This window comes from Flaviflexus sp., assembly GCF_041440645.1.
Classification (GTDB): domain Bacteria; phylum Actinomycetota; class Actinomycetes; order Actinomycetales; family Actinomycetaceae; genus Flaviflexus.
In genome coordinates, this window is the sequence record NZ_JASDVN010000061.1 from 1 (window position 1) to 11,318 (window position 11,318).

The 11,318-nt window shown below is 60.7% G+C and carries 11 protein-coding genes; 8 read left to right on the top strand and 3 right to left on the bottom strand.

What is annotated here, in order from left to right; genetic code table 11:
• Positions 1-53: 53 nt before the first annotated feature.
• The 6 genes from QMB98_RS09040 to purM all read left to right on the top strand — a co-directional run bounded on the left by QMB98_RS09040 (position 54) and on the right by purM (position 9,261).
• Positions 54-4,361, top strand: coding sequence for a bifunctional UDP-sugar hydrolase/5'-nucleotidase (locus QMB98_RS09040; protein ID WP_371685404.1), 4,308 nt, complete (start codon positions 54-56; stop codon positions 4,359-4,361).
• 234 nt (positions 4,362-4,595) lie between these two features.
• Complete coding sequence (locus tag QMB98_RS09045) at positions 4,596-4,973, top strand: sterol carrier family protein (RefSeq protein ID WP_371685405.1); 378 nt, start codon at positions 4,596-4,598, stop codon at positions 4,971-4,973.
• On the top strand, positions 4,974-5,240 hold the full coding sequence (locus QMB98_RS09050) for a hypothetical protein (RefSeq protein ID WP_371685406.1): 267 nt from the start codon (positions 4,974-4,976) through the stop codon (positions 5,238-5,240).
• 9 nt (positions 5,241-5,249) lie between these two features.
• Positions 5,250-6,734: an RNB domain-containing ribonuclease gene (locus tag QMB98_RS09055; RefSeq protein WP_371685407.1), complete on the top strand. Its 1,485-nt coding sequence runs from the start codon at positions 5,250-5,252 to the stop codon at positions 6,732-6,734.
• Positions 6,724-8,187 (top strand): amidophosphoribosyltransferase, encoded by a 1,464-nt coding sequence (gene purF / locus QMB98_RS09060; protein WP_371685408.1) that lies wholly within the window; start codon positions 6,724-6,726, stop codon positions 8,185-8,187. The genes QMB98_RS09055 and purF overlap by 11 nt, the downstream gene beginning before the upstream one ends.
• Positions 8,188-9,261, top strand: a complete 1,074-nt coding sequence (gene purM, locus QMB98_RS09065) for a phosphoribosylformylglycinamidine cyclo-ligase (protein WP_371685409.1) — start codon at positions 8,188-8,190, stop codon at positions 9,259-9,261.
• A gap of 182 nt (positions 9,262-9,443) precedes the next feature.
• On the opposite strand, the gene QMB98_RS09070 is transcribed toward purM, so the two are convergent.
• Complete coding sequence (locus QMB98_RS09070; protein ID WP_371685410.1) at positions 9,444-9,662, bottom strand: DUF3073 domain-containing protein; 219 nt, start codon at positions 9,660-9,662, stop codon at positions 9,444-9,446.
• Between the two features lie 176 nt (positions 9,663-9,838).
• Here QMB98_RS09070 and QMB98_RS09075 point away from each other — a divergent pair, with 176 nt between their 5' ends.
• A complete protein-coding gene (locus QMB98_RS09075) occupies positions 9,839-10,027 on the top strand; it encodes a BldC family transcriptional regulator (protein ID WP_371685411.1) in 189 nt (62 codons plus the stop codon).
• A 105-nt stretch (positions 10,028-10,132) separates the two neighbouring features.
• Here the strand turns inward: QMB98_RS09075 and QMB98_RS09080 are convergent, their stop codons facing one another.
• Together QMB98_RS09080 and QMB98_RS09085 are read right to left on the bottom strand one after the other, a co-directional pair.
• On the bottom strand, positions 10,133-10,417 hold the full coding sequence (locus tag QMB98_RS09080; protein WP_371685412.1) for a DUF3618 domain-containing protein: 285 nt from the start codon (positions 10,415-10,417) through the stop codon (positions 10,133-10,135).
• Complete coding sequence (locus tag QMB98_RS09085; protein WP_371685414.1) at positions 10,410-10,847, bottom strand: phage holin family protein; 438 nt, start codon at positions 10,845-10,847, stop codon at positions 10,410-10,412. Before QMB98_RS09085 ends, QMB98_RS09080 begins: the two co-directional genes overlap by 8 nt.
• Positions 10,848-11,122: 275 nt before the next feature.
• Here QMB98_RS09085 and QMB98_RS09090 point away from each other — a divergent pair.
• Positions 11,123-11,318, top strand: a 196-nt coding sequence (locus QMB98_RS09090) for a hypothetical protein (RefSeq protein WP_371685416.1), incomplete at its 3' end; no start/stop codon positions are given.

The following is an 11,318-nucleotide window of genomic DNA, read 5'->3' on the forward strand; positions in this document are numbered from 1 at the left end:
TCAAGGGTAATTTCAACAACTAACTACCCCTGCCACATAGTCTGACGCGCGACATGACCGTCCCCGCATCCGCGACGACTGCTGATGAAGGCGACCGCCTACGACCACAGAACACCAATACCGAACCGGTAACCATCGATCTGGTCGGTATTACCGACTTCCATGGCTACATCGAAACCGCTCCTTACCTCGCCACCCAGGTCGACGGTATCCGCGAGTCAAACCCCAATACCGTATTCGTTTCCGCCGGTGACAACATCGGCGGTTCCGCATATGTATCTTCGATCGCTGAAGATCAGCCCACGCTCGACATCCTCGACGCAATGGGACTCGACGTTTCCGCAGTCGGCAACCACGAGTTCGACAAGGGCTACGGGGACCTGACCGACCGCGTCATCCCCGATGTTGATTTCAAGTACCTCGGCGCCAACGTTGGCGGAGCTACCGAGATCGCAGAACCCCCTTACTCCATTGACAACATCGACGGCGTCAACGTCGCTTTCGTCGGCACCGTTACCGAAACCACCCCGACCATCGTTGCGAAGGATGGGGTTGCTGGACTGACCTTCACCGATCCCGTTGCTAAGACCAACGAGGTTGCAGCACAGCTCAAGGACGGTGATGACTCCAACGGCGAAGCAGACGTTGTTGTAGCACTGTTCCACGAGAGCAACGAGCTCGCAGCGGGACTTGGCGAGAACGTTGACGTGGTCTTCGCCGGTCACACTCACGTTGAGTCCGAGACCACGACCACCGGGGGTGCTCCCATCCTTCAGGCCGGCCAGTACGGTGAGGCGTACGCACACGTGAGCCTCACGGTTGATGCCGAAGGCGCAGTCACCATCGACTCCTCCGATGTCGTTGCTGTCCGCACCGATGGTGCAACCGACGCTGACATCCAGGCTCTCGTTGACGAAGCGCTTGCCCAGGCCGATGTCCTCGGTGCGGAGCAGCTCGCAACCACCACGGACAATGCGTGGCGCGGCACCAACAGCGGTTCCGACGTCGGCGCAAACCGCGGCACCGAATCCTCCATGGGCAACCACCTCGCGAACTCGGCACTTCAGGTTGCTGACAACTTTGAGATGGGAGCCGACTTCGGCATCATCAACCCCGGTGGCATCCGCCACGACATGGACCACACCCCGGCTGATGGCATCGTCACCTACGGCGAGGCCTACTCGACCCAGCCCTTCGGCAACACGATCGGCACCATTGATCTGACTGGTGCTCAGGTCAAGACCATGCTCGAGCAGCAGTACCAGAACAACGCTGGCCGCCCTGTTCTCCGCCTTGGCCTGTCCGACAACGTCACCTACACCTACGACCAGACCATCGCGACTGATGATGCCGTGTTCGCTGGTGAGGGCTCCGGTGTGATCACCGGCGTGTGGATCGACGGCAAGCCCGTTGTTGACACCGAGACCTACACGGTTGCCTCCAACACCTTCCTCCTTGCCGGCCAGGATGGCTTCACGGTTTTCGCGGACGGCACCAACCTTCGCGAGACCGGCTACGTCGACCTCGCAGGCTACGTTGACTACCTCCGTGCAGGCAACGGCGACACGATTCCCGCTGGACAGCGTTCCATCGGCCTCGACTACACCGACCTGGTGCGTGGCGAAGCCGCCGAGATCAACCTGTCCTCGCTGACCTTCACCGCACTTGAGGAGAAGCCGGAAACGGTCACCCTCTACATCAACGGTGAGGAAATCGGTTCCTCCGAGATTGACACCACCGTTGCTGCAAACCGCGACAATGCAGGCACCGCCACCGTTGAGGTGGAGATCCCGGCTACCGTTGTTGGCAATGTCAACCTCCAGGTCGTCACCACCTACGCAGATGGCAGCCTCGACACGGATGTGAATATTCCGGTTCGCGTTGCTAACGGTGGTCCGCTCATCGACGTTGTCGGCATCACCGACTTCCACGGCTACATTGAGACGGCTCCGTTCCTCAAGACCCAGATTGATGCAATCCGCGCTGACAACCCGAACACCGAGTTCGTCTCTGCCGGTGACAACATCGGTGGATCCGCATACATTTCCTCGATCGCCGAGGACCAGCCCACGCTCGACATCCTCGACGCCATGGGCCTGGACGTCTCGGCCGTTGGTAACCACGAGTTCGATAAGGGTTACGCCGATCTGACCGATCGCGTCATCCCCGATGTTGACTTCAACTACCTCGGCGCCAACGTTGGTGGTGCTGACGAGATCGCAGAGCCCCCGTACGAGCTCGTTGAGATTGACGGCGTGACCGTTGCCTACATCGGCACCGTTACCGCCACCACCCCGAGCATCGTTGCTAAGGACGGCGTCGCTGGTCTGGCCTTTACCGATCCCGTTGCTAAGACCAACGATGTTGCGGCTCAGCTCAAGGACGGCAACGACGAAAACGGCGAAGCCGATGTCGTGATCGCTCTCTTCCACGAGGGCAACGAAGCGGCCGTCAACTTCGGCGACGATGTTGACCTGGTGTTCGCTGGTCACACCCACGTTGAGTCCGAGACCGAAACCGCTTCGGGCGCTCCGATCCTCCAGGCCGGCCAGTACGGCGAGGCCTTCGGACACGCTCGGATCTCTGTCATCGACGGTGACGTTGAGATTGTTCGCGCCGAGATCGTTGGTCTCGACAACACAGTTGCCCCGGACGCTGAGATCCAGGCTCTGGTTGACGAAGCGAAGACTGAGGCCGATGTCCTCGGTGCTGAGGAGCTCGCAACGACCGACGAGAACGCATGGCGCGGCACCAACAACGGTTCCGACGTCGGCGGTAACCGCGGCACTGAGTCCTCGATGGGTAACCACCTGGCGAACTCCGCACTGTTCGTTGCTGACAACTTCGAGATGGGAGCCGACTTCGGCATCATCAACCCCGGTGGCATCCGCAACGACATGGACCACACCCCGGTTGACGGCATCGTCACCTACGGTGAGGCCTACTCGACCCAGCCCTTCGGTAACACGATTGGCACGATCGATCTGACCGGTGCTCAGGTATACACGATGCTGGAGCAGCAGTTCCAGAACAACGCATCGCGCCCGGTTCTTCGTCTCGGCCTGTCCGACAACGTCACCTACACCTACGACCAGTCCATCGCGACCGATGATGCTGTGTTCGCCGGTGAGGGTACCGGCGTCATCACCGGCGTGTGGATCGACGGCGAGCCCGTTGATCTGGATGCCACCTACACGATCGCATCGAACACCTTCCTTCTGACCGGCCAGGATGGCTTCACGGTCTTCGAGGATGGCACTAACGTTCGCGAGACCGGCTACGTCGACCTCGCTGGTTACGTTGACTACCTGCGCGCAGGTTACGGCAACGACATCCCCGAGGGCCAGCGTTCAATCGGCATCGCCCACGACGATCTCGTGGCTGGCGCGACCGCTGACATCGAGCTCTCGTCGCTGACCTTCACCGCATTCGAGGAGAAGCCGGAAACGGTCACCCTCTACATTGACGGCACCGAGGTTGGCTCCGCCGACATCGACGCCTCCGTCGTTCCGAACCGCGACAACGCTGGAACCGCCACCGTCTCGGTTACTGTTCCCGCCTCCGCCGATGGCGAGGTTGACCTCCGCATCGTCACCGAAGGTGAGTTCGGCGGGGAAACCGATGTCACGGTTCCCGTGACCGTTGGCGAAGCTGAAGAGCCCCAGCAGCCGGTTCGCTCGAAGGGCAACTGGATGTACGTCTCCAACGACTGGACCTCCTCCCAGGCAGGCATCGAGTTCGGTTACGGCCGAGCAAGCGATGAGGTCCTGGTTGGTGACTGGGATGGCGATGGAGTCGACACCTTCGCAGTGCGCCGTGGCAACGAGTTCTTCGTCAAGAACTCCGTCGCTGGTGGCAACGCTGACGTGACCTTCAAGTATGGTCGCGCTGGCGATGACGTCCTGGTCGGTGACTGGGATGGCGATGGCACCGATACTCTCGCGGTTCGCCGTGGACGCGAGTACTTCGTGAAGAACACTCTCGTTGGTGGCAACGCTGACGTGACCTTCAAGTACGGACGTAACTCCGACCTGGTCTTCGCAGGTGACTTCGATGGTGACAGCACGGATACTCTCGCGGTTCGCCGTGGCGACAGCATCCTCGTCAAGAACACCCTTGCTGGTGGCAATGCGGATGTTCAGTTCAACTACGGACGCACCACCGACACCGTGTTCGTTGGTGACTGGGATGGCGACGGCGCCGATACCTTCGGTATCCGCCGTGGCTCGACCTTCCACCTGAAGAACGAGCTGAAGGGTGGCGCAGCCGACCTTTCCCTCAACTACGGTCGTTCAACCGACACCGTGTTCATCGGTGACTGGGATGGCGACGGAGTCGACACCCCGGCAGTTCGCCGATAACAACACTCTCCGCCACGCTCTAGCGAGCTAGGCACACGGGGCGCTCACTTCGGTGGGCGCCCCGTTCCTTTGCACTCGGGCCCGTGGCTGGAGCGGGTCCTATGCTCGGGTGGGCCAGTTGTTCGACAGTCTTGAGGTGAGACCGGCGTTGGACTGGATGACCCTGAGGTCAGGCAGGCTTGAGTATGGACTGACCTCGCGTCGGTCACGCCTGGGGTGGGAGGAGTTCCCGGTATGGTTGTCACCATGCGCCGCATTGACCCCCAACAGTTTGATGACCTCATGACCAAGTACGTGGAGGGTCAGGAGTTGTCGATGGGGGAGAAGCGCACCCTGGGCCGTGGCGGCATGGAGGAGCTGGCGAGCCTCAGCCCCGGCCGAAGCGTGGAGATCAGGGTTCCCTACGTCGGTGCAGTCCAGGCAATCGCAGGCCCCAGGCACACCCGTGGCACCCCTCCGAACGTTGTAGAGATCGACCTGGACACGTGGCTGGACCTCATCAGCGGGAATGCTGAATGGGAGGACGCAGTGAACGCAGGTAAGGTATTAGCGTCTGGGATCAGGGCGGACTTGAGTTCCGTCCTCCCGCTGCGACACAGAACGAGGAAATAGATGGAACCCGAAGAGTCCGAGGAAATTTACGTCACGAACCCGAGGCAGGCACCCAAGTATGGGCGGTTCGCCTTCATCGGAGCGATCCTCGGCGCCATTGCTGGCCTGCTACTCGTCCAGTTCGGCCCGGAGGAAGGCTTCTACGCCATCGGTGACGTCACGATCGCAATTCTCCTGGTCACGGTTCCGCTTGGAATTGTGCTCGCAATCCTGCTCGCTTTGTTCCTGGACTGGAAATCTCTCAAGAAATCGCGAAAGATCGACTAGCCTAAAACCGTGGCCCAGCGAATAGTCCGCGTCAATGTGGCGCAACCGCAAGAAATGACGAACGCGCTCGTCGCGTTACGTGAACAGCTCAAGATCCCCACCGAATATCCGAGGGAGGCGGTGGCGGACATCGCGCCCGTGGATATCTCAATCTATCCCGACCGCCGTGACATTCCCTTCGTCACCATCGACCCTCTCGGTGCGAGCGACCTCGATCAGGCCATGCACCTTTCTCGCGAGAATGATGGTTACCTGGTGCGGTACGCGATCAGCGCCGTGGGGCTCTTCGTTAGGCCGGGTGGACCGCTCGATGAGGAAGTCCATTCGCGTGGAGTCACCTTCTACGGTCCCGATGGCTCCATCCCCCTGCACCCCCGTGAACTCTCTGCGGGAGTAGCCTCCCTCCTTGAGAACGAGGACCGACCAGCCTACCTGTGGTATCTGCATTTGGATGCCGATGGTGGGCTTCGTCATTCCTGGGTGGAAATGGCGCAGGTGCGTTCTCGCGCCCAGCTCACCTACGAGCAGGTGCAGGCCCACTACGACGGTGAGGGAACCCTCCCGGACGAGGTGCCACCGGACCTCACCGCGCTCCTGTCTGAGATCGGCAAGCTCCGCATCCAGCGGGAGATCGACCGCGGCGGCATCTCCCTTGATCTTCCAGAGCAACTGATCGAGCGCACGAACGGCGGGTACCAGCTTGCGTTCCGCGGTGTCACGGAGGTCGACGAGTGGAACGCCCAGCTGTCGTTGCTGACGGGCATGGCGGCGGCACGGATGATGCTGAAGGCAGGGGTGGGGATCCTGCGCACGCTACCCCCGGCACGAGAGAAAGATTACGTCCGCCTCCGCCAGGTCGCGAAGGCGCTGGAGATGGACTGGCCGAAGGACGTCGAATACCCGGACTACGTGCGCTCCCTCAACTCCCGCAACCCGGCCCACGCGGCGTTCATGAACGAGGCCGCGGGATTGTTCCGTGGCGCGTCCTATCTGCCGCTCGGAGTGGAGCGGAAAGAGAAGAATGGCGAGGAAAAGCCCTACGAGGAGCACGCCGCCATCGCCTCCGCCTACGCCCACGTCACGGCCCCTCTGCGGCGCCTGGTGGACCGCTACGCCCTCGAGGTGTGCCGATGCATCTGCGCGGGCGAGGAGATCCCCCAATGGGTCATGGATGCCCTACCGGGACTGTCGAAGACCATGGCGAAGACCGGTCAGCGCGCTTCACAATATGAACGGGGTGCAATCAACGCACTGGAAGGACTTATCCTAAACGGGCGGGAAGGCGAGACCTTCAGGGGTGTCGTCATTGAGGTGGCGAAGAAAGACGATGAGTCGAGTAAGAGCCGCGGCAGCGTGATGCTCCGGAACCCGGCCGTGGAAGCGACCGTTTACGGGGAGAACCTGCCCGTAGGCAAGAGAGTTCTCGTGCAGCTTGTCAGCGTCTCGCCCGAGGGACCAAAGTTCAAACGCGTAAAGGGAAAACATGCAAAGTGATGGCCGGCTGACCGCGGAACTTGATCCTGACGATAAGGGTCAGGACGAATGCGGTGTCTTCGGGGTATGGGCTCCCGGGGAGAATGTCGCTAGCCTGACGTACTTCGGCCTCTATGCTCTCCAGCACCGTGGCCAGGAATCTGCCGGCATCGCCACGTCGAACGGCCAGCAAATCCTCATCTACAAGGACATGGGCCTCGTTTCACAGATTTTCAACGAGGATCACCTGAAGCCGCTCAAGGGGCACATTGCTGTTGGTCACGTCCGCTATGCCACGACCGGCAAGTCGCACTGGCAGAACGCCCAGCCGACCCTGGGCCCCACGCCCTTCGGCACGGTCGCTCTCGGCCACAACGGCAACCTCATCAACACGCAGGCGCTCATGGAGGTCGTGCGGAAGAAGTCTCAGCAGGACCTGACCGGTGAACTCGGTCGTGGCTCCTCCACCGACACGGCGGTCATCACCGCCCTCCTCGGCGGAGCCGACGAGTACGAGTCCCTCGAGGAAGCCGCACTCGGCATACTCCCCACACTCAAGGGCGCGTTCTCACTCGCGTTCATGGACGAAACCACCCTCTACGCGGCACGCGACCCCTACGGCTTCCGCCCCCTCGTTCTGGGCAGGCTGTCGGCCGGCTGGGTTGTCGCATCCGAGACCGCGGCACTCGACATCGTGGGCGCCACGTTCGTTCGCGAGATCGAACCCGGCGAGATGCTTATCATCAACGAGAACGGCCCCCGTTCCGTCCGGTTTGCGCAGTCCACGCCCCGCGGCTGCATCTTCGAGTACGTGTACCTGGCCCGCCCCGACACCACGATTGCTGGCCGCAGCGTCAACGCCTCGAGGAACGAAATGGGCCGCGTGCTTGCACGTGAACATCCCGTCGATGCCGACATCGTGATCGCAACTCCGGACTCCGGCACCCCCGCCGCCATCGGCTACGCCCAGGAATCCGGCATTCCCTACGCCCAGGGTCTCGTGAAGAACGCGTACGTGGGTCGCACCTTCATCCAGCCCACCCAGACCATGCGTCAGCTCGGCATCAGGCTCAAGCTCAACCCGCTCAGGGAAGTCATTGCCGGCAAGCGCATCGTCGTGGTCGATGACTCGATCGTGCGCGGCAACACCCAGCGTGCACTCGTGCGCATGCTACGCGAAGCGGGAGCGGCCGAGATCCACGTTCGCATCTCCTCCCCGCCCGTTGAGTGGCCCTGCTACTTTGGCATCGACTTCGCCACGAGGGCTGAACTGATCGCCTCGGGTCTCAACATTGATGAGATCTGCCAGTCGATTGGGGCAAATAGTCTTGGTTTCATCTCGCCAGAGGGCATGATTGAAGCAACCACTATTCCCGAGTCCAAGCTGTGCACCGCCTGCTTCTCTGGAAAGTACCCGATCCCGGTTGATCACTCGCGCTACGCGGCCGGGCTGGATCCTGCAGTAGAGGAATAAATGAAGATCACCTATTCAGAGGCCGGAGTGGACACCCAGGCCGGAGATCGCGCGGTCGAACTCATGAAGTCCGCTGTCGCCAAGACCCACAATACGAACGTGTTTGGGGGAGTGGGGGGCTTCGCTGGCATGATCGATGCGAGCGAGCTCCTCACCTACAAGCGGCCCCTCCTTGCCGCCTCCACCGACGGCGTGGGAACCAAGGTTGCGATCGCTCAGGCCCTCGACATTCACGACACCATCGGCCAGGACCTGGTTGGCATGGTCGTGGACGACATTGTCGTGGTGGGTGCGAAGCCGCTGCTCATGACCGACTACATTGCCTGCGGCAAGGTCGTTCCCGAGCGCATCGCCGACATCGTTCGCGGCATCGCCGAGGCCTGCGCCTCCATCAACACCCCGCTCCTCGGTGGCGAGACCGCCGAACACCCGGGCCTCCTCGGTGAGGACGAGTACGACGTGGCGGGAGCTGCCACGGGCGTTGTCGAAGCCGATGCTGTTCTCGGCCCCGAGCGGGTCCGTGAGGGTGACGTCATCGTCGCGATGGCCTCCTCCGGCATTCACTCCAACGGCTACTCCCTCGTCCGTAAGGTCCTTGAAGTGGCCGGCTGGGACTACACGAAGCACGTGGATGAGCTCGGCAAGACCATCGGTGAAGAACTTCTCGTTCCCACCCGCCTCTACACGAACGTGTGCCTCGATCTCGCTGATCGTGCCCACGCCTTCTGCCACGTGACCGGTGGCGGCCTCGCCGCCAACCTTGCCAGGGTCCTCCCCAAGGGGCTGTTAGCGGAAGTCACCCGCTGGGACGTCCCCCCGATTTTCAAGGTCATTTCCGACCTCGGTGGCGTACCCACCGCGGACCTGGAAGGCACCCTGAATCTCGGCGTTGGCATGCTTGCCATCGTTCCCGCAGAGCACGCCGATGCTGCCATTGCGCAGTCCAACGCCGTCGGCATTCCCGCCTGGGAGGCCGGTCGCGTGCTGGTTGACGATGGGGGAGAGGCTGTCCGCGGCGCAAAGGGCGTTGACGGTGGCGGTGTCCGCCTGACTAGCACCTACACGGGTCTCTAACCGATTCCCACAACATCTCCTAAGAACCGCGCCCGCCAGGAGCTACAGCGGTTCTTGAAGGAAAATACGACCTGTACCTGCGGGTCAGGCTCGTAATTTGGCACTGAGGATGCGTGAGCATAGCTGAGGGGGCGTGGCATTAGCCGCGCCCCCTCATAGCAATAGAACCGATTCACTGAACGTTAGGACTCGTCTTCCTCATCCTCATCGTCGTCAGCGTAATAGTCCTCGTATTCAGCGTACTGATCGTCGAAGTCCTCCGAGTCGTCTTGCTCCTCGTAGCCTTCGTCGTCTTTGGATATGAGTTCGCGCTCCAGGGCCCGGTAATCCGTTTCCGGGCTGGAGTACTTCAGCGTGCGTGCAACTTTGCGTTGCTTGGCCTTTTGACGGCCGCGCCCCATGGCGTCGACCCCCCTCAACTAGATCGGTCAAAAATGTTGTGCCTTAAAGGTACAACCATGGCACCCATTATTCTACGCCACGGCAAGCAATTCCGAAATTCGGGACCTTGGACCCCAGATCAGACCGACATTTGCTGAGAATCTGGACATAGCGTCCGCGAGTCCGAGGAGGACACATGCAAACACAGTCCGATCAGGATCTGCTAACCCCATCGCAGGTCGCTGCGCTTTTTCACGTCGATCCCAAGACCGTGACCAGATGGGCTAACGCAGGAAAAATTTCATCGATCCGTACCCTTGGTGGGCACCGCCGCTTTCGCAAGGATGAGGTCGAAAAGCTCCTTGAGGCCACGTCGGGCCGCTAGCGGTAACGCCAGCAACCCGGAGAGCTTACAAGTATGGGGCGCCTTCGCGCCCCATACTCCTATGCATTTTCCGCTCAGCAGTGTCGCTGAGCGGAAAAGCTATGTTTACTTCTTGAACAGCAGGTAACCAGCAAGCGCCACCGTTGCGGCGGCCGCTGCGAGGATGCCGATGGCGGAGGCGTCGCCTCGACCAGCATCATCAGCAACGCCGCGAGCCGATGCGGCAAACTCGTTCGCCTTCTGCTTCGCCTGATCCGCCGCAGCCTTCGCATTGGTCTTGGGGTTCAGGCGGTTAGTCAGCTCGTTAACTGCGTTCGTCAGTTCCTCACGAGTGCGCTGGAGATCAGCTTCGATATCCTCGGCTGAACGCTTGGGCGCAGATTCACTCATTCTTGTTCAGTCCCTTCTTGGCGGCCTCAATGTCGTTCACAATTCCCGACTTGGGGTCAATCACGTGCTCGTTAGAAGCCTTCATGGCTCGCATACCCAGGAGGGCGAGAATGCCACAGATTAGGAGAATAACAACGCCCACGATCAGCGCGGAAAGCCATAACGGAACCGCGTTAGCGAGGCCGTAAACGGCGGCGAGGAACAGGATGCCAAGCGCGTACAGCGCGAGAATACCTGCGATAGCAAAGAACACGGCCCCACCAGCGAGTTTCGATACCTTGGCTTGCGCCTGTACCTTGGCAAGCTCAATCTCGTCACGAATAAGACGGGAGAAGCGTTCTGTTACCCCTGCGACCATTTCGCCAATCGAGCGGGGGCTTTCATTCTCGTCGACCGGAGGCAGGCTCGAACCACCCAGGTCGTTGGGCACAGCTGGCCCTTGGTTGGCATGTCCGGATTCTGTCACCGTCCATCTCCTTCCGATGAACTCATCTTTTGATCTCCATCACTCTATCGCGAACGGGTCCGCGGTGCGTAGCGAAAAGGTCTCCCACGCTATTAACGAAAGTGTCTGACACATGAATGAGGAATGTATTTGCGTAAACTAGAAAGTTACTTACCTAACATTTGCCCTCCGAATATGGCACTGTTAGATGTAATGCTCACCGCATTATCATCACTTAATCGCGTGGAAATAGGTAAGACGTGAAAAGACAAACCAAAAGAACGACGGCGCTAGCCGGTGCAACCGCACTGCTGCTGGCGCCGATTTGGGCTCTACCAGCCCAAGCAGCCCCCGACGGCAGTGACGTCGTCATCAACGAGTTTTATGGTCGTGGCGGATCTGCTGTCCCGCGTCAAGTAGTTGGCAGGTTTTCTTTGATTTCGAAGTTGGGGATGG

Coding starts and splice junctions, on each gene's coding strand:
- QMB98_RS09040 (WP_371685404.1), top strand. CDS start 54: ATGACCGTCCCCGCATCCGCGACGACTGCTGATGAAGGCGACCGCCTA.
- QMB98_RS09045 (WP_371685405.1), top strand. CDS start 4,596: ATGGTTGTCACCATGCGCCGCATTGACCCCCAACAGTTTGATGACCTC.
- QMB98_RS09050 (WP_371685406.1), top strand. CDS start 4,974: ATGGAACCCGAAGAGTCCGAGGAAATTTACGTCACGAACCCGAGGCAG.
- purF (WP_371685408.1), top strand. CDS start 6,724: ATGCAAAGTGATGGCCGGCTGACCGCGGAACTTGATCCTGACGATAAG.
- purM (WP_371685409.1), top strand. CDS start 8,188: ATGAAGATCACCTATTCAGAGGCCGGAGTGGACACCCAGGCCGGAGAT.
- QMB98_RS09070 (WP_371685410.1), bottom strand. CDS start 9,662: ATGGGGCGCGGCCGTCAAAAGGCCAAGCAACGCAAAGTTGCACGCACG.
- QMB98_RS09075 (WP_371685411.1), top strand. CDS start 9,839: ATGCAAACACAGTCCGATCAGGATCTGCTAACCCCATCGCAGGTCGCT.
- QMB98_RS09080 (WP_371685412.1), bottom strand. CDS start 10,417: ATGAGTGAATCTGCGCCCAAGCGTTCAGCCGAGGATATCGAAGCTGAT.